Raw genomic sequence first — 19,950 nt, 5'->3', positions numbered from 1 at the left:
ACCGTTCATGATTTCCGCATCGGTCCGGGCGGGGCGCGGCGCGTGCGCACCCTGTTTCCATCATTGCAGGCCGGGGCACAAAAGCAAGCGAAATTCGATTTGCGGTCGCACATCGCGCGCGGCGCTTGTATGATGGGCGTGCCCGCGCCGCCACGTCCACCGCTGCGCCGGTCGAGCGGAGCGCACACTCCGTCGGCGGGCCCCATGGAGACAAGTCATGCCGCAATCTTCCGTGCTGCCCGCCGTGGCGAGCCGCGTCGACCTGCTCGCGCAAGCGCACGCCCGCTCATCGTCGGTGGGCCTGCGCGCATCCGAATTGCCCGATTTTTCGCCGCTGTCGCGCACCGCGCTGCGCGAACTGATCGACGGCAGCCAGTCGCTGTACACGCATGCGCGCCCGGTGATGGACACGCTGCACACGCAGATCGCCGACACGCAAAGCCTCGTGCTCCTGACCGATCGGGACGGCGTGATCCTGCACAGCATCGGCGACGCCGATTTCGTCGAGAAGGCGAATCGTGTCGCGCTCTGCCCCGGCGTGTCGTGGGCGGAGGACACGCGCGGCACCAACGCGATCGGCACGGCGCTCGCCTCGGGCCAGGCGCTCGCCGTCCACGGCGCCGAGCATTTCCTGCGCGCGAATCACGTGCTGACCTGCTCGTGCGCGCCGATCGTCGATCCCTTCGACCGCATCCTCGGCGCGTTGGACGTGAGCGGCGATCCGCGCGGCTTCAGCTCGCACACGCTCGCGCTCGTGAAGATGTCCGCGCAACTGATCGAGAATCATTTGTTCGCGAACCAGTGCGCCGACGCGCTGCGCGTGCGCTTTCACGCACACGACGAATTCGTCGACTCGCTGTTCGCGGGCCTCGTCGCGTTCAGCCCGAGCGGCGCGCTGATCGCGGCAAACCGCAGCGCGCAATTCCAGCTCGGCGCTGGTTTCGATGCGCTGCAGCATCGCGGCTGCGACGAGCTGTTCGGCCTGTCGTTCGCGAAGCTCGCGCAGCATGCGGCGCACGAGCCGCTCGCGTGCTTCGCGCTGACGCTCGGCAGCGGCGTGCGCGTGCGCGCGCGCTGTGAATTCGCGGATGCGCAGCGCACGGCCGTTCCGGTGACGAGCCGCATCGCGCCGCCCCGTAACGCCGAGAGCACGCGCGACGACGATCCCGACGCGATCACGTTCGCGACGCTCGACACGGGCGATGCGCGCATGGCCGCCGTGCTGCAGCGCGTCGGCAAGGTGCGCGGGCGCGACCTGCCGGTGCTCGTGCTCGGCGAAACCGGCACCGGCAAGGAATGGCTCGCGCGGGCGCTGCATCGTGCGTCGCCGCGCCGCGACGGTCCGTTCGTCGCGGTCAATTGCGCGGCGTTGCCTGATTCGCTGATCGAAGCGGAGCTGTTCGGCTACGAGGACGGCGCGTTCACCGGCGCACGCAAGCGCGGCAGCCCCGGCAAGATCGCGCAGGCGGACGGCGGCACGCTGTTTCTCGACGAAATCGGCGACATGCCGCTCGCGCAGCAGGTGCGGCTGATGCGCGTGCTGCAGGAACGCGCGGTGATGCCGCTCGGCGGCGCGCGCGCGGTGCCGGTGGATTTGCGGATCGTCTGCGCGACGCACCGCGATCTGCGCGGGATGATCGCCGCCGGCACGTTCCGCGAGGATCTGTTCTACCGGATCAACGGCCTCGCGGTGACGCTGCCGGCGCTGGCCGAGCGCTCGGACCTCGAGACGCTCGTCGCCCGCGTGCTCGCGCGGCTCGCGCGTAGCGAGCCGATGCCCGCCGCCGTGTCGCCGGCCGTGCTCGCCGCGTTTGCGCGCTGCCGCTGGCCCGGCAATCTGCGTCAACTGACGAACGTGCTGCGCACGGCCGGGATGCTCGCCGAAGGCGAAACGCAAATCGACGTCGAGCATTTGCCCGACGATTTCTGGCTCGACTGCCCGCAGCCCGCGCGGGAAGCCACGGCGACACCCACCGACGGCGACGCGGCCGGCGCGGCAGCGGCGTTCGCCACCGCCGCGCCGACGCTGCAAGCCCATCAGTTCGCGCTGATCGACGGCGCGCTCGACCGGCATCGCGGCAACGTGTCGGCGGCCGCGCGCGAGCTCGGGCTCGCGCGCAACACCGTTTATCGACATCTGCGCAGACGACGGCCGCCGGGCGTCTGAATCGTCGGTGCCGCCGGTGCCGCAGCCAGCCGCGGACGGCGAGCGCGGCGCCGCGCGTGCGGCCTTGCGTACGATGCGCAGATGGGCCGCGCTGCGTGCGCGGCGAAACGCGCGAGCGCATCGGGTATCCTTGCGGCTTCATCGTCCACGACACCGCGCCGCCGCTTACGATCGCATGACCGAAGAACGTTCGCACTGGGTGCGAGTCGAGCCGCTCGGAGCCGGCTTCGACGCGCCCGAATCGCTGTCGCTGCTCGAAGCCGCGGGCTTCGCCGGCGTATCGCTGCCGCGCTCGTGCCGCAACGGCACGTGCCGGACCTGCCTGTGCCGTCTGCGCGAAGGCTCGATCGTCTACCGGATCGACTGGCCCGGCGTGAGCGCCGAAGAAAAAGCGGAAGGCTACATCCTGCCGTGCGTCGCGATCGCGCGATCCGATCTCGTCATCGAGGTGCCTGACGCCGAATGAACGCACGCGCGGGGATCGTGCAAGGAGATCGCAGGTGTCCGCGCCGGGCCGCGCACGGCGGGCATGATCGCATGCCGCCGCGCGCCCGCCCGACAGCCGGGCCGCCGCCGATCACATGGTCGAAAGACATGCACGGCCGCGTATCGAGCGCGCTTCGCTCGACAGTCGACACCACACCGCTCGCGCCGCGAATCGCGCCGACGCCGCGCAACGCCTGCGTGCACGCGGACAGACAACGGCCGCCGTCATCGGCTGGTGCAGGCCGACACGACAGGATCGTTGCTCCCCGTATGGACGAAACCGTCCGACACCCATTGATTCGAGCCGAGCCGATACCAGAGCCGCGTCGCACCCCAGTTGCCCCGCACCGTATCGCCGTACGCATAGCACGCGAGCTGGACCGTCGCGCCGTTCGCGACGGTGCCGACGACCGAAGCGGACAGCGACGGCGCGCTGCGCAGGTTCACAGGCCCCGGCGCCTGCACGGTCGCCTTCACGGACGGCGACGGTTCGGCCGGCCCGCCGCTGTCCTCCGAGCCGTAATTGGTGAGTGACGCCTGCACGGACACGCGCCGCTGATTGCGGATCGCATAGCCCGAATACGCACCGCCGCCTTCGAAGAACTGCCAGCCGCCGATCGTCTTGCCGTTCACGGGCACATCGCTGCCGCCCTGGCTCAGCGCGAAGTGCACGTGCGGCCCGGTCGTCTGCCCACCGCACGGCAGGCCGTTGCCGACGCGCCCGAGGTATTCGCCCTGGCGCACGCGCGTGCCGCTGCCAGCCTGAGTCAGCTGAACCATGTGGTAGTACGTGGTCGCATAGCCGTTGTCGTGGACGACCTTGACGATCGCGCTGCCGTTGCGCTCGCAGCTTTTGTAGAGAACGCCGCCACGCGCGGCGAGCACCTGGCCGTTGCCGATGGAAAAGTCGAGCGAGTTGAACGGGCGGCTTTCGCCGCTCCAGCCATGCGCGCCGCCCGTCCAATACCACGCGGCGCCTTGCTGCCACGGCAGCGCAAGCCCCGTCTGCCCCGCCGCCGCGCTCGGCCGCGACGCGGCGGGCGCGCGGCCTGCATTCAGATGCGCGCGCTCGTCGCGGGGCAGCAGCTTCGCCGGCGCCGCGGCGGCAAGCGCATAAAACGCATCGGTGCCTTCGATGCCGACGACCCATCCGTCCTTTGCGCGTTGCGCGACGAAGAGCTTCGACACGGGGTAGGCCGGCGAGTCGTTCGGAACGACCTGCGTAACGGTGCCGAACACCCATCCGGCCTCCTGATCCGACTTGATCGGCTCGATCACGTCGTCGCGCGCAGCGGGCGCGGCCGGCCCCTGCTTGCCGAGCCGAGTGGAGAAAGCCTGCCGGATTGCCTGCTGCAGGTCCGGTGCATCGACGGGCACCGCATACGCGGCGCCGGACAGGCCTGCCGCCATCAACGGCACGGCCATCAAACGCTTGATGGAATCGGATGCACTACGCCAGACCATCGGGCCCATAAGAACGCCTCCCTTATCAGTGAACGTCGTCATTTCGACGGACGGGACCGACTGCGGCCCGATGCGGTGTCGTCGGCCGACGCGACCACAGCGATCCCACGGTGAACCTTGACAGCTCGATTCGGACTGCTTAGCAGCTTGACCAAACCGACAAAGCCCTTACGCCCCGGGAATCATAGTGACTTTCCTCTAAAAGTAAACCTTGCAATCGACAAATCGATCGGATTTACGAAGGCAGCCATCCCACTATTTCATCGATATTGGCACCAGAAACGTATATTGAAATAGTGATTGTTTCTGATAGGCGCATGAGAATTTACTCGCCACGAAACGGCGAATAAGGAAGGAATCCGAATGATGTCGGAGCCGGATCGATCGATCTGACCAAGCATGTCCGTCATGCGAACAAGAACACAAAACGCCTTCTTTTTCAGGCGCTTAATGTCACGCATGCAATGATCCACGAGAATCACGGGCAACCGATGAATCGGCCGACCGGATCAGGAAAAATCGACATTCACCGCGTTCATGATGCACGCCGATAAGATGCGGTTCTAAAAAATAAATGCCGTTATTACATGAATCCGTTCGAATCGGCGGTTATGTAACCTGAAACACAATCGCATTGACCGGAGAATGCGACCGAACGCGCCATGTTCTAATTTTCCGAGATGCGCGTTCGTCCGCCGGTTTCGTTGCGCGAGCGACGTGCCCGCGATGCCGCCGTCCTACGCGCCGAGATACGCGCTGCGGATTCCGTCGTTCGCCAGCAGGTTCGCGCCGGTGTCGGCGAGCACGACCCGCCCCGTCTCGAGCACATAGCCGCGATCGGCGACCTGCAACGCCTTGTGCGCGTTCTGCTCGACGAGGAACACCGTCACGCCCTCGTCGCGAATCGTCCGGATGATGTCGAAGATCTGCGCGATCACGAGCGGCGCAAGGCCGAGCGTCGGCTCGTCTAGCAGCAGCAGGCGCGGCCGGCTCATCAGCGCGCGGCCGATCGCGAGCATCTGCTGCTCGCCGCCCGACATCGTGCCCGCCCGCTGCCCCGAGCGCTCCTTCAGCCGCGGAAACAGGCGATAGACATGCTCGACGCCCTCGTCGATCTCATGGCGGCTCGCGAAGAAGCCGCCCATCTTCAGATTCTCCAGCACGGTGAGGCTCGGAAACACGCGGCGCCCTTCCGGCGAGATCGCGAGCCCCTGGCGCATGATCTCGTGCGTCGGCATCGCGGTGATGTCGCTGCCCTCGAACAGCACGCGCCCGCTCGACGCGCGCGGCGTGCCGCACACGGTCATCATCAGCGTCGTCTTGCCCGCGCCGTTGCTGCCGATCAGCGTGACGATCTCGCCCTTCTTCACTTCGATCGACACGCCCGACAGCGCCTCGATCGCGCCGTAGTGCGTATGGACCTTCTCCAGCTTCAGCATCACTCCTCTCCCAGATAGGCCTTGATCACGCGCGGATCGTTGCGCACTTCGTCGGGCCGGCCGATCGTGATCGGCCGGCCGTGCTCCATCACCAGAATGCGATCCGAGACGCCCATCACGAGACTCATGTCGTGCTCGATCAGCAGCACCGCGACGCCGAACTCGCGGCGCAGCCGGTCGATCAGTTGCTGCAGTTCGACCTTCTCCTGCGGATTGAGGCCCGCCGCCGGCTCGTCGAGCATCAGCAGGCGCGGGTTCGTGATCATGCAACGCGCGATCTCGAGGCGGCGCTGATGGCCATACGAGAGCGTGCCCGCGGGCCGGTTCGCGACCGCCGTCAGATTCATCCGGTCGAGCCACACGGCCGCGCGCTCGAGCGCGTCGCGTTCCGCGCGGCGATACGCGGGCGTCGCGAAGAGGCCGTGAAAGAGCCCCGACTTCACCTGCCGATGCTGCGCGACGAGCAGGTTCTCGACGACCGTCAGCGACTTGAAGAGCCGAATGTTCTGGAACGTGCGCACGAGCCCCTTGCGCGCGACCAGGTGGCTCGTCAGCCCGCCGATCGAATGGCCGTCGAGCACGACGCTGCCCGCCGTCGGCCGATAGAACCCGCCGATGCAGTTGAACACCGTCGTCTTGCCCGCGCCGTTCGGGCCGATGATCGCGAACACCTCGTCGCGGCGCACGTCGAAATCGATCCCGTCCACCGCGAGCAGGCCGCCGAAGCGCATCTGCAGCGCGGACACCTTCAACATTTCCGTCGTCGCGCTCATTGCGGCAGCTCCACGTGGGGGCGGCTCGCGGGCAGCAGGCCCTGCGGACGCCACATCATCATCAACACCATCACGAGGCCGAACATCAGCATCCGGTATTCGGCGAAACCGCGCGCGATCTCGGGCAACAGGGTCAGCAGGATCGCCGCGAGAATCACGCCGAGCTGCGAGCCCATTCCGCCCAGCACGACAATGGCGAGAATCAGCGCGGATTCGATGAACGTGAACGACTCCGGATTCACGAGCCCCTGGCGCGCCGCGAAGAACGCACCGCCGATGCCGGCGAACGACGCGCCGAGCGTGAACGCCGACAGCTTGATGCGCGTCGGATTGAGGCCGAGCGAGCGGCACGCGATCTCGTCGTCGCGCAGCGCCTCCCATGCGCGACCCATCGGCATCCTGATCAACCGGCTCGTCACGAAGAGCGTGAAACAGACGAGCAGCAGCGCGATCAGGTACAGGAAGATCACGACGTGCTCGCCGCTGTACTCGAGTCCGATCAGCTCGTGGAAGGTTTTCGCGCCCTCGACGCTCGCGCTTCGCGCCATCTCGAAGCCGAACACCGTCGGCTTCGGGATGCCGGAGACGCCGTCGGGGCCACCCGTGATGCTCGTCAGGTTGTTCGCGAGCAGGCGGATGATCTCGCCGAAGCCCAGCGTGACGATCGCGAGATAGTCGCCGCGCAGCCGCAGCACCGGAAAGCCGAGCACGAAGCCGAACGTCGCCGACGCGAGCGCGGCGAGCGGCAGGCATTCCCAGAACGTGAGCCCGAAGTACTGGTTGAGAAGCGCATATGTGTAGCCGCCGACCGCATAGAAGCCGACGTAGCCCAGATCGAGCAGGCCGGCGAAGCCGACGACGATGTTCAGGCCGAGGCCGAGGATCACGTAGATGAGCGCGAGCGTCGCGACGTCGATCGCGCCGCGCGAGCCGAAGAACGGCCACACGAAGCCGAACGCGACGAGCGCCCAGACGATCGCGCGCTGCTCGCGCGCGCCGAGCGGCGGCGTCGCGGGCATGCGCACGGCCGCCTTCGCGCGCACGAGCGCGGGCTTGAACAACTGAAACAGGAACACGGCGGCGACCGCGATCCAGACCGGCCGCCAGTGCGCTTCGAGAACGACCTGATAGCCGTCGAGCTTCAGTTGAAGGCCGAGGATCGGCACCGTGAGGATCGCGGTCAGCACGGCGGCCGTCACCGCGTGCTTGAGCGATCGCACGGCCGGCACGCCGGCCGTCGTGCGGACGGAAGTCATCGCTTGATTCATGGGCGGCCTCACACCTTTTCGATGTCCGACTTGCCGAGCAGGCCCGTCGGACGGAACAGCAGGATCAGCACGAGGAGGCCGAAGGCCACCACGTCCTTGTACTCGGCGGGCATGTACCCGGAGGCAAAAGTCTCGGCGAGACCGAGCAGCACGCCGCCCAGCATCGCGCCGGGAATGCTGCCGATGCCGCCCAGCACCGCGGCCGTGAACGCCTTGATGCCCGCGACGAAGCCGATATACGGATTGAGCTTGCCGATCGTGAGCCCGATCAGCACGCCGCCCACCGCGGCGAGCATCGCGCCCAGCACGAACGTGAACGAGATCACGCGGTTCGTGTCGATGCCGAGCAGGTTCGCCATCCGCATGTCTTCCGCGCACGCGCGGCATGCACGGCCCATCCGCGAATGCGAGATGAACAGCGTGAGCGCGATCATCAGCACGATCGTCACGCAGACGATCAACAGGCGCGCATACGGCACCGTCACGTCGAAGTCGCCGCCGACGTGAATATCGAACGCGCCGGAGATCAGCACGGGCACCGACATGTCGCGCGCGCCCTGGCCGATCTGTACGTAGTTCTGAAGAAAGATCGACATGCCGATCGCGGAGATGAGCGGCACGAGCCGCGGCCCGCCGCGCAGCGGCCGGTACGCGACGCGCTCGACCGCGAACCCGTAGAGCCCCGTGACGACGACCGACACGACAAGCGCCGCGCCGAGCACGAGCGGCAGCGGATAGCCCGCCGACGTGCCGATCGCGGTCAGCGTGACGAGCCCGACGTATGCGCCGATCATGTAGATCTCGCCGTGGGCGAAGTTGATCATGCCGATGATCCCGTAGACCATCGAATAGCCGATGGCGATCAACGCATAGATCGCACCCAGCGTGAGGCCGTTGACCAGTTGCTGGGCGAATTGAGGAAAGAATTCATTCATGCGGGAAGCTCCCGTTCGCGCCGACGCGCATGCAGCGCACGGGCGTCCGATCTCGATGCGCCCGCCCCGCGGCGGCCCGCTCGCGCGACGGCGCAGGGCCAGCGCAGGGCCAATGCGACCCGCCCCGCTCGAACGTGCAGCGGGGCGGACGGGCGGGCAGATACTCCAGTTAGTTGGCGGCCGTCTTGGTCGCGTCCTTGTGCCACTTGTAGACGACGAACTTGAACGATTTCAGGTCGCCCTGCGCGTCGTACGACACCTTGCCGATCGGCGTGTCGAAGCTGTGCTGGTGCATGTACGCGGCGACCTTCGCCGGATCGGTGGTCTTCGCGCCCGCGATCGAATCGGCGATGATCTTCACGCCGGAATACGCGGGCATCTGGAACGTGCCGTTCGGATCGCGCTTCTTGTCGGCGAACGCCTTCACGAGCGCCGCATTGGCCGGATCGGCGGTGAAGTCGGCGGGCAGCGTGACGAGCATGCCTTCCGAAGCCGGGCCGGCGATCGCCGTCACGTCCTTGTTGCCGACGCCTTCCGGTCCCATGAACACGGCCTTCACGCCCTGTTCGCGCGCCTGGCGCATCAGCAGCCCCATTTCCGGGTGATAGCCGCCAAAGTAGACGAAGTCGACGCCCTGCGACTTCAGCTTCGTGACGACCGCCGAGTAGTCGGAGTCGCCCGCGTTGATGCCTTCGAAGATCACGACGGGCACCTTCGCCGCGTCGAGGTCCTTCTTCACCGCCGACGCGATGCCCTGGCCGTACGACTGCTTGTCGTGCAGCACGGCGACCTTCTTCGGCTTGACCTTGCCGATGATGTACTGCGCGGCGGCCGGCCCCTGCTGGTCGTCGCGGCCGATCGTTCGGAACACGAACTTGCGCTTCTTGCCCTCGGTCAACTGCGGCGCGGTCGCCGACGGCGTGATCATCACGATGCCTTCGTTCTCGTAGATGTCCGACGCCGGAATCGTCGAGCCCGAGCACACGTGGCCGATCACGTACTTGATCTTCTGGCTGACGATCTTGTTCGCCACCGCGACCGCCTGCTTCGGCTCGCACGCGTCGTCCATCATCACCACCTCGAACTTATTGCCGCCCGCGCCGCCGGCTGCGTTGATCTGCTCGATCGCCGTCAGCGCGCCGGCCTTGACCATGTCGCCGTACTGAGCGACCGAGCCGCTCATTGGGCCGGCAATGGCGATCTTCACGGTTTCCGCATGGGCAGCGGCGCCGGCTGCAACGAGCATCGCGGCGAGAGAGATGGACGAAAGACGGGACAGCATCATCAGGAGCTCCTCGATTATGTTTAGTCATACGGGCAAGGCAACATGACTTGCGCAATCGAACAACACCCGTGGACGAAACGACTTGGAGCACGCCCGAGACGGAAAGACGGACCTGCAGATGGAACAGCGCTTGCGGGGCCCGGCAGTGTCAGCCGCCGTCGCGAGCGACGGAGACCTTGGTTCGGAAAGACAACGTGATGCGTCTTGTATTGCGCAAGCGATTCGCCTGCCCCGCTTACCTCACTGCTCGTCGGACGGATATGCCGACAGCCGTTGGCAAGGCAGCCGAAATTATAGGATCGTTTTTCATCCATCTGACCAGAATTAACGGACGAATCAGGGAAAACACGCAGTCCGCGCGGCCTCTCGGGCGCTCGGTTGCGCCCGTCGTTCGCATGCTGCACCGCAGCCGGATTCGACGGCCGCGCGACCGTTCGCGCAACCGCCTCGCGCGATTTCCCTTTCGCCGCGGACGTTTATCGCGACGCTGCGGCGCACCGTAAGACGAGCCGAACCCGATCCGGACGTCGAGCGACGGCGGCACGCGATTCGACCTCCGCAGCGAGGTACGACCGCCCGACCATCCGAACGACACGAGCGCCATGCAATATCCGCCGGCATGCGCGCATATACCGGCAATTTCATCGGGGACATAGCAGGCATTTTGGAATTTCGATGAAATAATGCGAGCGCGCAATCGGTCAGCCGGCCCTTTCATTTTCCCGTCGAGCCGGCTTGCCCGGTTCAGGCGGCACCGTGCCGGCCGGTCGCGCGATTCGCCCGCCGTTCGACTCCGATCCAACTCCGATCCGGCGGAAATCGGCCGCCGTTCGCACCACGCATCATTTACGCTCGCTTCATGGATTTCGACGTCATCGTTCTCGGCGCCGGCATCGTCGGCGTATCGGCCGCGCTGCATCTGCAGGATCGCGGCCGCAGGGTCGCGCTCGTCGACCGCGGCGCGCCCGGCGGCGGCACGAGCTTCGGCAACGCCGGGCTCATCGAGCGGTCCTCCGTCGCACCGTACGCGTTTCCGCGCAACCCGCTCGCGCTGCTGCGCTACGCGATGAACCGCTCGACCGAACTCTATTGGGATCGTGCGTCGCTGCCGTCGTTCGCGCCGTGGCTCGCGCGCTTCTGGTGGGAATCGTCGCCGCGCCGCCGTGCGGCCGCCGCGCGCGACATGCTGCCGCTCATCGAGCTCAGCGTCGCCGAGCACGATGCGCTGATCGCGCGCGCGAACGCCGGCGACCTCGTGCACGCGCGCGGCTGGATCGAAGCGTATCGGACGCCGGAGCGCCTCGAGCATGCGGCGCGCGGTGCGCGGCGCGACGCGAGCCGGCACGGCCTGCGCGTGGCGACGCTCGACGCGTCCGCGCTCGCCGCGCAAGAACCCGCGCTCGGCGCTGGGTTCTGCGGCGCGCTGCACTGGCTCGACCCCAAGAGCGTCGTCGATCCCGGCACGCTCGTCAAAGCGTACGCGCGGCTCTTCGAGCGCGACGGCGGCGCGCTGCTCGAAGGCGATGCCGCGAGCGTCGAATCGAGCGGCGACGGCTGGAACGTGAGCACGGCCGACGGCGTCGCGACGGCGCGCGAAGTCGTCGTCGCGCTCGGCCCCTGGTCGGATACCGTGTTCGCGAAGCTCGGCTACCGGATACCGCTGCGCGAAAAACGCGGCTACCACATGCATTACGCGCCGCCCGGCGGCGCGCCGCTGTCCGCGCCCGTCGTCGATCTCGAGCACGGCTACGTCGTCGCGCCGATGCGCGGCGGATTGCGGCTCACGACAGGCGTCGAGATCGCCGCGCGCACGCTGCCGCCGACGGGCGTGCAGCTCGCGCGCGCGGAGCGCATCGCGCAGCCGACGTTCAGGCTCGGCCCGCGGCTCGATCCCGCGCCGTGGCTCGGCTTTCGGCCGTGCATGCCGGACATGCGCCCCGTGATCGGCGCGGCGCCACGACACCGCGGCATGTGGTTCGCGTTCGGCCACAACCATCACGGGCTCACGCTCGGCCCCGTCACGGGGCGCCTGCTCGCGGAAATGATGTGCGGCGAGCCGACCGTCGCGGACGTCGCGCCGTTTCGCGTCGAGCGGTTTCTGTGATTCGAAGCGGGAAGCCGCGGGAGCGCGGGGGGCGGCAGCGGCATTCGATACGCCGGCACGCTCGCTCGCGCACCGTGACGAGAAGCGCCGCCGCGAATGCATGCCCCATATGCGTTCCAACGGCAAAGGACCGGCCGACATAATCCGTGCATCATGTCGCTCGCCACGCGCCGCATGACCGATTCGCTATTCGCCCACTAAACAAAACCCGCGCGGCGGCGAAACTCAGGAGCGATATTGCGCGATCGTCGAAGCGCGACGAGCGCCTAATCGGTCATCGCGCAACGAGCAACGGGCTACGCCGCCCGCGAATCATTGCACGTTGAACGAATGGTGCTTTGCAATTTTCACAACGAACATCGTCTGAACAATCAATGCAGTCGAATCGAACGCACGAATAACCGAATTGCACTCGAACGCGCCGCGCGCAAAACGATCGCGCAAACCGTCTTCGCGTTGAAGCGAGAAACCTTGACACGCGGCGCAACAACGTGACAAAGCACTCGCCCGCACCGCATGCGCGCGCCGCGCGATGACGATCCGCAAACGGCGAATGCCGCGTGCAGCAAGCTGCGGCGCGGCTCGGACGCGTTCTCGCACTCCGTTCGCGCACCATTCGAGTGAACGATTCCGCACTCCACTTTTGCCCGCAAATGGAAATCGATTGTTTCTAAATCGGCAAAAAGTAATTTGAGCCAGACAGGATGTTTTTTCCGCGCGAGCGCGCTTACATTTAGCGCACCCCTCTAATGGAAATCGCTACGGAATCGACGGAAAGCAGTTGCAATAACTGCCTAGGCCGATACCGCACGAGCTTTAGGAAACGGCAAAATGAAGTCCTCCAAATCCCAGCCTGTGCTCGATCCCGCTGACGTTCACGTCGAAATCCTCGAACGCTCCGACACGCTGCTCGTCGTCCGCTGGGTCGAACCCGGCCGCTGCCACTACGGCGAGCAACGCTGGCGCCGCCGCTTCGCGCAACGCACCGGCACTTGTGCGCTGTCGCGCCAGGTGATCCACCGCGGCGACGAAGTGTTCCGCCCCGCCGAGCGCCCGGCGCCCGCCAATGCAGGCGCGATGATTTCCGCCGCCGAAGTGCTCGGGCACGCGAGCGGCAAGTAACGCCGCGCCACACCACGCGGTTAGAGCGGCGTCTCTAGCCTGCTTCTTGTCTTCGCCGTCTTGCGTCACTACCGTTACATCAATCAATGTAACGATGTAAAGGGTGCGAACGGCGGAAACGCCGACGCTCCGCTGCACCGGGCCCAGGGCCCATTCGCGCAAACGGCGGGCCCGAGAACGCGCTGCCCGACGGCGCGCCAACGGATGGAGACGAAGATGCATGCATGGAGCGCGCAACACGTGCTGCCGCAAGGCGGAAAAGTCGCGGTCGTCACCGGGGCCAACAGCGGCCTCGGCTGGCAGATCGCGGAAACGCTCGCCGCCAAAGGCGCGCAAGTGGTGATGGGCTGCCGGGAGTCGGCGAAGGGCGAACTGGCCGCGCACACGATCCGCACCCGTTATCCGCGCGCCCGGATCGAAGTCGAAGCGCTCGATCTCGCCGATCTCGCATCCGTGTGCCGCTTCGCCGACGCCGTCACCGATCGCCACGGCCGCGTCGACATTCTCTGCAACAACGCAGGCGTGATGTTCCTGCCGCTGCGCCACACGCGCGACGGCTTTGAAATGCAGATGGGAACGAACCACCTCGGCCACTTCGCGCTGACGGGCCTGCTGCTGCCCGCGCTGCGCGCGTCGCACCGCGCGCGCGTCGTGACGATGTCGAGCGGCTTCAACCGGCTCGGCAAGATCCGTCTCGACAACATGCTCGCCGAGCGCGGCTACAACAAGTACCGCGCATATTGCGACAGCAAGCTCGCGAACTTGATGTTCACGCTCGAGCTTCAGCGCCGCTTCGATCGCGAGGGGCTGTCGATCCTGAGCGTGGCCGCGCATCCGGGCTACGCGGCCACGAACCTGCAGTTCGCCGGCCCGGCGATGGAGAATTCGTCGCTCGGCTCATTCGCGATGCGCGTCTCGAACCGGCTCGTCGCGCAGCCGGCCGAGGTCGGCGCGCTGCCCGCGATCCACGCGGCAACGGCGGCCGACGTCGTAGGCGGCGCGTACATCGGCCCCGCGCACCTGTGCGAGACCCGCGGCTATCCGGCCGACGCGCGCATCCCGCACCAGGCGCGCGACGCGCAGATGGGCGCCCGCCTATGGGAAAAATCCGAACAACTGACCGGCGTGCGCTATCTCGACACACCGTCGCCCGGCTCGCGCCGCGGAAACTCGCGCTACGACGCGACGTTCCGTGCGCTCTGAAGCATTTCGCCAAGCCCAAGCTTGCCGCTTCGCCCGCTGCCCCCGCAGCGGGTGGGCGGTTTTTTTTGCTGTGACACCCCACCGCTTGCGGTCTGGATTTTTTCAATTTACGAAAAGATATTTCGCGAAAGCCAGCGTTTACCCGTAGGACCCCGAAGACTACGATGTAACCAATCGCTTAAGACATGGTGTCGAAAGCGAAATCGATAAAACATTCGGAGGTTCTCATGAAATCGCTCGTTTACGCTGTCGTCGCCGCTTCCGCCCTGAGCGCTTCGTTCGGTGCGTTCGCGCAATCCAACCCGTCGCTGAGCCGAGCGCAAGTTCGCGCGGAGCTGGTCCAGCTCGAGAAGGCCGGCTACCACCCGGGCGTGTCGAGCCCGTACTATCCGGAAGACATCCAGGCTGCCCAAGCACGCGTGCAAGGCGCCGCCGACACGAGCGGCTACGGTGCGCAAGCCACGCCCGTCGCGCACATCGGCGCGCCGGCCGCCACGGCTCCCCGCTCGCCGCGCGATTCGATCTACTTCGGTCAGTAAAGCAGCACGCGCGCTGCGCGGCCCCGCCTGATCCGGCAGCCGCGCAGCCTGAAATCCGCATGGCGCACCGGCCGTTTCCGCGCGCCATCGCCCCCATTCGGGCCCCTAACCTCCGCCGCTCCGCAAGGAGCGGCTTAGCCTGGGCGCCTGGCGCCTAGGCGCTTTTTCGGCTAAGGCGCAAGTTCGCCGCTACGGCGGCCCCGTCAATCGAAACACGGTCGATCCTTACACAATATGTAAGGATCGATTTTGTTCATGCGCGCCTTGCATGCACGCGTCGTGCGCGGGCCGTATCGAGCATCGGCACGGCCCCTCCTCAGCGCGCGGCATGACGCGCATTCGGCTACAAAAACACTCGCCCGCATCCTGCCCGGTCACATTCCAATCGACGCGAACCTCTCGATTTCGCGTCGACGTCGATCGTTTCGCCCGGCTCGCATCCGCTTGCCGAGCGACGCGATGCGGCGCGTGCTGCGTGTGTATTCCCACCGCCCACCATCTTTCCCGATGCGATCGGTGAACGCTCGTCCGGCGCCGCCGTCCGAAGCGCCGCGCGTTCGGCGCACTTCACGCGTCACGCGCCGGGCGCGACCAGAAAATCGCATACGATCCGATGCATCCGCGCGGCCTGCGGACTCGTGTCGAGTGCGCGCCAGCAACCGTGGACGAGCCCGTCGCCGTGCCAGAAGCGCGCGACGCCGCCCGCCGATCGAATGCGCTCCGTATAGACGCGCGCATCGTCGCGCAACGGATCGTGCTCGGCGCCGACCGCCAGCACGGGCGGCAAGCCGTCGAAGCGCCGCGCGCCGAGCGGCATCGCTTCTCGCTGCGGTTCGGCATCGCCCCAATAGAAGCGGCGATACGCGTGAACGTGCGCGAGCGTGAGCATTGGCGCGTGCGCCTCCGCCTCGCGTGCGGGCGATTGCGGCTCGAAGCCGAGCATCGGATAGACGAGCGCGACCGCGCACACGCCGCCGCCCTCGCACCCGTCATCACCATGCGCCGCGCGACCGCCGTCGCGCAGCGCCGTCGCAACCGAAGCCGCGAGCGTGCCGCCCGCGCTGTCGCCGGCGAGCCGAAGCGGCAATGCAATCGGGCGGAACGGCAGCCGGCCGTCGAGCGCCGCGACGCAGACCTCCAGACAATCGTCGAGCGCGGCCGGCGCACGATGCTCCGGGGCAAGCCGATAATCGACGGCGATCACGTCGAGCCCCGTGTCCGCCGCGATCCGGGCGGCGATGAGCGCGTGACTGTCGAGCGAACCGACGACGAAGCCGCCGCCGTGAAAGAACAGCACCGTCCCGCGCGCTTCAGAGCGCCGCGAACGATAGCGCCGCAAGCCGATCGTGCGGCCGTCCGCCGCGGCGAAGTGCGCGTCGGTCACGTCGATGTCCGCAGGCAACGCGGGCGTCCACGCCGCGGCGAAGCGCTCGTAGAGCACGCGCTGTTCGGCGATCGGGCGCGATGCGGCATCGTCCGGATACCACGCGGCGACACGCGCGACGAACGCATCGATTTCCGGTTCCAGCATCGCGCGCCTGCGTCGGTTCGTCGATCCGCGTCGCGTCAGCGACGCGCGGGCAGACCGATCACACGCCCGGCGTAAGCCGGCTCGGGATACCCGCGCTGCCGCGCATGCAGATTCGCGATCCGCTCGGCGACGTCGGCGTCGAACGGCGCCGCCTTCGGTCCGCTCGTGTCGACGTGCAGCAGCATCTGTTCGCTCGCCGACACCGCGCCGTCGGCCCCTTGCGCGAACATCTCGAGATACAGATGCAGCCGCTTCGCGTCGTGCGCGAGCACGCGCGCATCGACCCGCACGCGCGTCCCCTCCTTGATCTCGTGCAGATAGTTGACATGCGCCTCGAGCGTATAGACGGAGCGGCCGCGCGCTTTGCGCACCGCGTCGTCCAGACCGATCGCGTCGAGCAGCGCATCCGTCGCGAAGCTGAAGATCAGCAGATAAAACGCATCGCGCAGATGCCCGTTGTAATCGACCCATTCCGCGCGCACCGTGTCGCGGTGAATCGTCAGCTCCGTCGCTTGCGTCGCGGCCGTCGTCATCGTCAATCCTCGTAGCGCATCCCGTGGCGCGCCTTCACCGCGGCGATCGCCGCGATCACTTCGGTGATGCATTCGTCCCGATAGCGCTCGAGTGCCTTGATGCTTCGGTGTCCTTGCTGCTCGGCGGTGCCTTCGACGACGCGGTCGATCAGCGCATCGGTCAGCTTCGGCGCGACGAGCTTGGTCCAAGGCAGCTCCAGAGCGGGACCGAACTGCTGCATGAAATGACGCATGCCGGCCTCGCCGCCTGCCAGTGTATACGTGAGGAACGTGCCCATGAACGACCAGCGGATGCCCGCGCCGAAACGGATCGCGTCGTCGATCTCGCCCGTCGTCGCAACGCCTTCGTCGACGAGGTGCAGCGCCTCACGCCACAGCGCCTCGAGCAGGCGGTCCGCGATGAAGCCCGGCACTTCCTTGCGCACCCGCAGCGGCTGCATGCCGAGCGCGCGATAGACGCCGATCGCCGCATCGACGGTTTCGGGCGCGGTGCGCGCGCCGCCCAGCACTTCGACGAGCGGCAGCAGATAGACCGGATTGAACGGATGGCCGACGATGCAGCGCTCGGGATGCCGCGCGCGTGCATAGAAATCCGTCGGCAGGAGGCCCGACGTCGACGACGCGATGATCGCATCGGGCTTCGCCGCCCGGCTGATCTGATCGTGCAGCTCGAGCTTCAATGCTTCGCGCTCGGGCGCGCTTTCCTGAATGAAATCGGCGCCGGCGACGCACGCTTCGATCGTCGAGACGAAACGCAAGCGCGCGGGCGACGCGCCGGACGCGAGCCCGGCGCGCTCGAGCGCGGGCCACGCGTTCTCGACGTTCGCGCGCAATTGTTGCTCCGCGCCGCCGGCGGGGTCCCAGGCGACGACGTCGAGTCCGTTCGCGAGCGCGCGCGCAACCCAGCCGCTGCCGATGACGCCCGCGCCGATCGCCGCGAACGTGTTGATTTCGGTGATGACAGCCATGAATCTTCGATCCTTGAACGAGAAGATGACGCGAAAGGGCCGATCCGGCGCGGCGTGCGCGCACGGCCGCTCCCGCAACGTTGTCCGGTGCTGCGCCGCGCTCGCGCTATGCGGATTCGGCGATCGCGCGCCGCTCGAGCGGACGCTCGCCGCGCGGCGGCAAGCCGAGCTTGCGTCGCCCTTCGGCCGGCGTCAGCACGCGAGCGCCGAGGCGCTCGACGATCTCCCGCGCGCGCTCGACGAGCGAGCCGTTCGTCGCGTGCACGCCGCGATCGAGCCACAGGTTGTCTTCGAGACCGACGCGCACGTGGCCGCCGAGCAGCATCGCCTGCGCGACCATCGGCATCTGCATCCGGCCGATCCCGAAACCCGCCCAGTGCGCGCCGGGCGGCAGGTTGTCGACCATCGCCTTCATCGTGCCGGCGTCGGCGGGCGCGCCCCACGGAATGCCGAGGCAAAGCTGGAAGAGCGGCGGATCGTCGAGGAGTCCTTCTTTCAGCAGTTGCTTCGCGAACCACAGATGGCCCGTGTCGAAGATCTCGAGCTCGGGCTTCACGCCCAGTTCCCGGATTCGCTTCGCGCCCGCGCGCAATTGCGCAGGCGTCGATACGTAGATGTAATCGCCGTCGCCGAAATTCAGCGTCCCGCAATCGAGCGTGCAGATCTCGGGCAGCAGCTCCTCGACGTGCACGAGCCGCGTCAATCCGCCGACAAGGTCCGTGCCCTTGCCGAAGCGCATCGGGTCTTCGCCCGCGCCGATCTCGAGATCGCCCCCCATGCCGGCCGTCAGATTGATGATGACGTCGACGTCGGCCGAGCGAATCCGGTCGACCACCTCGCGATACAGCTTCGGATCGCGGCTGCCGCGGCCCGTCAGCGGATCGCGCACGTGGCAGTGCGCGACCGTCGCGCCCGCCTTCGCGGCTTCGATCGCCGCATCGGCGATCTGCTTCGGCGTGACCGGTATCGCCGGATGCTTGCCGACCGTGTCGCCCGCACCCGTCACCGCGCACGTCACAATGACTTCCTGATTCATCGCTGTCGCCTCGTTCAGATTCAAATTCGAATTCGGATGCGCGCCGCCGCGCCGATATCATGGGCGGCGAACCTTAGGCTCAGAGCCCCAGATAAGCCTTCACCGCGGCAAGACCATCCCTGCCGTCGTAGGTCTTCACGCCGGCAAGCCAAGCGTCGAGCGCCTGCGGGTTCTTCTTGAGGTACGCCTTCGCGGCTTCCGCCGGCTTCACCTTGTTCATCACCGCCTGCATCAACTGGTTCTCCATTTGCGTCGTGAAGCGCAAATTGCCGACGAGCTTGCCCGCGTTCGGGCAACGCGTCATGTAGTCGGGCGCCGTCAGCGTATACACGCGCGCTTCGCCGTAGTTCGGACCGAACGCCGCGTCGCCGCCCGACAGATAGTTCATGCTGATCTGAATGTTCATCGGATGCGGCTCCCAGCCGAGGAACACGACCCACTTCTTGTCGCGGATCGCGCGTTCGACCGTGACGAGCATCCCCGCCTCGCTCGACTCGACGAGCTTGAAGCCGCCGAGCCCGTACTGGTTCGTGTCGATCATCTTCTGGATCGTCGCGTTCGCGCTGCTGCCGGGCTCGATCCCGTAGATCTTGCCGTCCAGCTCGGCGCGGTGCTTCGCGATGTCGTCGAACGATTTCAGCCCGGCTTGATACACGTAGGCCGGCACCGCGAGCGTCGCCTTCGCGCCCGACAGATTCGGCGGCTCGACAACGGCGATCGACTTCGAATCGAGGAACGGCTGCAGTTGATGCTGCTGCACCGGCCACCAGTAGCCGAGCGACACGTCGAGCTGCTTGTTCTTGAGGCCTGCGAACGATATCGGCACGGACGAGATCGTCGTCGTCGGCTTGTAGCCGAGACCGTCGAACAGCAGCGACGCGAGTGCCGTCGTCGACGTGATGTCGGTCCAGCCGATGTCCGCGAAACGCACGTTGCGGCATGCGGCCGAATCCTGCGCGAAGGACGGCAGCGGCAGCGCGCATGCGATGGCGAGCGCGGCGCCGAGTACGAGTGTCGTGGTGGACTTCATGGTGGCCTCCCTGTTCGACGGATTCCGCAGGCAATTCAAGGGGACGACAGGCCTGCACCGTGGGCTC

The 19,950-nt window shown here is 66.9% G+C and carries 18 protein-coding genes; 6 read left to right on the top strand and 12 right to left on the bottom strand.

The window, feature by feature from the left end; genetic code table 11:
* The first annotated feature begins 217 nt into the window (after window positions 1–217).
* Complete coding sequence (locus tag WS91_RS07360; protein ID WP_059670012.1) at window positions 218–2,167, top strand: sigma-54-dependent Fis family transcriptional regulator; 1,950 nt, start codon at window positions 218–220, stop codon at window positions 2,165–2,167.
* A 175-nt stretch (window positions 2,168–2,342) separates the two neighbouring features.
* Window positions 2,343–2,633, top strand: a complete 291-nt coding sequence (locus tag WS91_RS07355; RefSeq protein ID WP_038752611.1) for a 2Fe-2S iron-sulfur cluster-binding protein — start codon at window positions 2,343–2,345, stop codon at window positions 2,631–2,633.
* A gap of 245 nt (window positions 2,634–2,878) precedes the next feature.
* Here WS91_RS07355 and WS91_RS07350 read toward each other — a convergent pair whose 3' ends face one another.
* From WS91_RS07350 to WS91_RS07325, 6 genes are all read right to left on the bottom strand, one after another.
* Window positions 2,879–4,126 carry a peptidoglycan DD-metalloendopeptidase family protein gene (locus tag WS91_RS07350; RefSeq protein ID WP_038752614.1) on the bottom strand — a complete coding sequence of 416 codons (1,248 nt, stop codon included), beginning with the start codon at window positions 4,124–4,126 and terminating at the stop codon, window positions 2,879–2,881.
* Between the two features lie 728 nt (window positions 4,127–4,854).
* Entirely contained in the window at window positions 4,855–5,556 is a 702-nt protein-coding gene (locus tag WS91_RS07345; protein ID WP_038752616.1) for an ABC transporter ATP-binding protein, read from the bottom strand.
* The gene (livG, locus tag WS91_RS07340) at window positions 5,556–6,329 is read right to left on the bottom strand and encodes a high-affinity branched-chain amino acid ABC transporter ATP-binding protein LivG (protein ID WP_038752619.1); all 774 of its coding nucleotides are present in this window, start codon (window positions 6,327–6,329) and stop codon (window positions 5,556–5,558) included. Before livG ends, WS91_RS07345 begins: the two co-directional genes overlap by 1 nt.
* Window positions 6,326–7,597 (bottom strand): high-affinity branched-chain amino acid ABC transporter permease LivM, encoded by a 1,272-nt coding sequence (locus WS91_RS07335; protein WP_038752622.1) that lies wholly within the window; start codon window positions 7,595–7,597, stop codon window positions 6,326–6,328. The genes livG and WS91_RS07335 overlap by 4 nt, the downstream gene beginning before the upstream one ends.
* 8 nt (window positions 7,598–7,605) lie before the next feature.
* On the bottom strand, window positions 7,606–8,532 hold the full coding sequence (gene livH, locus WS91_RS07330) for a high-affinity branched-chain amino acid ABC transporter permease LivH (protein ID WP_038752624.1): 927 nt from the start codon (window positions 8,530–8,532) through the stop codon (window positions 7,606–7,608).
* A gap of 169 nt (window positions 8,533–8,701) precedes the next feature.
* The gene (locus WS91_RS07325) at window positions 8,702–9,817 is read right to left on the bottom strand and encodes a branched-chain amino acid ABC transporter substrate-binding protein (RefSeq protein WP_038752628.1); all 1,116 of its coding nucleotides are present in this window, start codon (window positions 9,815–9,817) and stop codon (window positions 8,702–8,704) included.
* An 859-nt stretch (window positions 9,818–10,676) separates the two neighbouring features.
* Between WS91_RS07325 and WS91_RS07320 the strand changes: the two genes are divergently transcribed.
* Window positions 10,677–11,921: an NAD(P)/FAD-dependent oxidoreductase gene (locus WS91_RS07320; protein WP_059578911.1), complete on the top strand. Its 1,245-nt coding sequence runs from the start codon at window positions 10,677–10,679 to the stop codon at window positions 11,919–11,921.
* 312 nt (window positions 11,922–12,233) lie between these two features.
* Here the strand turns inward: WS91_RS07320 and WS91_RS35595 are convergent, their stop codons facing one another.
* Complete coding sequence (locus tag WS91_RS35595) at window positions 12,234–12,521, bottom strand: hypothetical protein (RefSeq protein ID WP_156432311.1); 288 nt, start codon at window positions 12,519–12,521, stop codon at window positions 12,234–12,236.
* Between the two features lie 231 nt (window positions 12,522–12,752).
* Between WS91_RS35595 and WS91_RS07315 the strand changes: the two genes are divergently transcribed.
* From WS91_RS07315 to WS91_RS07305, 3 genes are all read left to right on the top strand, one after another.
* Entirely contained in the window at window positions 12,753–13,043 is a 291-nt protein-coding gene (locus WS91_RS07315; protein WP_038752632.1) for a DUF3331 domain-containing protein, read from the top strand.
* A gap of 216 nt (window positions 13,044–13,259) precedes the next feature.
* Entirely contained in the window at window positions 13,260–14,246 is a 987-nt protein-coding gene (locus WS91_RS07310) for an oxidoreductase (protein WP_038752710.1), read from the top strand.
* Window positions 14,247–14,473: 227 nt separating this feature from the next.
* Window positions 14,474–14,785: a DUF4148 domain-containing protein gene (locus tag WS91_RS07305; RefSeq protein ID WP_059648261.1), complete on the top strand. Its 312-nt coding sequence runs from the start codon at window positions 14,474–14,476 to the stop codon at window positions 14,783–14,785.
* Window positions 14,786–15,359: 574 nt separating this feature from the next.
* Here the strand turns inward: WS91_RS07305 and WS91_RS07300 are convergent.
* The 5 genes from WS91_RS07300 to WS91_RS07280 form a co-directional block, all read right to left on the bottom strand.
* Window positions 15,360–16,316, bottom strand: coding sequence for an alpha/beta hydrolase (locus WS91_RS07300; RefSeq protein ID WP_059670011.1), 957 nt, complete (start codon window positions 16,314–16,316; stop codon window positions 15,360–15,362).
* A gap of 35 nt (window positions 16,317–16,351) precedes the next feature.
* Window positions 16,352–16,849 carry a thioesterase family protein gene (locus WS91_RS07295; RefSeq protein WP_059670010.1) on the bottom strand — a complete coding sequence of 166 codons (498 nt, stop codon included), beginning with the start codon at window positions 16,847–16,849 and terminating at the stop codon, window positions 16,352–16,354.
* A 2-nt stretch (window positions 16,850–16,851) separates the two neighbouring features.
* Window positions 16,852–17,817, bottom strand: coding sequence for an L-carnitine dehydrogenase (locus WS91_RS07290; protein WP_059648264.1), 966 nt, complete (start codon window positions 17,815–17,817; stop codon window positions 16,852–16,854).
* Window positions 17,818–17,923: 106 nt separating this feature from the next.
* Window positions 17,924–18,853, bottom strand: a complete 930-nt coding sequence (locus WS91_RS07285; protein ID WP_059648298.1) for a 3-keto-5-aminohexanoate cleavage protein — start codon at window positions 18,851–18,853, stop codon at window positions 17,924–17,926.
* 79 nt (window positions 18,854–18,932) lie between these two features.
* On the bottom strand, window positions 18,933–19,883 hold the full coding sequence (locus tag WS91_RS07280; protein ID WP_038752644.1) for a choline ABC transporter substrate-binding protein: 951 nt from the start codon (window positions 19,881–19,883) through the stop codon (window positions 18,933–18,935).
* Window positions 19,884–19,950 lie beyond the last annotated feature (67 nt).

Origin of the sequence: Burkholderia sp. MSMB1498 (assembly GCF_001526245.1) — a bacterium.
Taxonomy (GTDB): Bacteria; Pseudomonadota; Gammaproteobacteria; order Burkholderiales; family Burkholderiaceae; genus Burkholderia; species Burkholderia savannae.
Note: the sequence above shows the minus strand (reverse complement) of the source record. Positions and strands in the feature narration are given on the sequence as shown.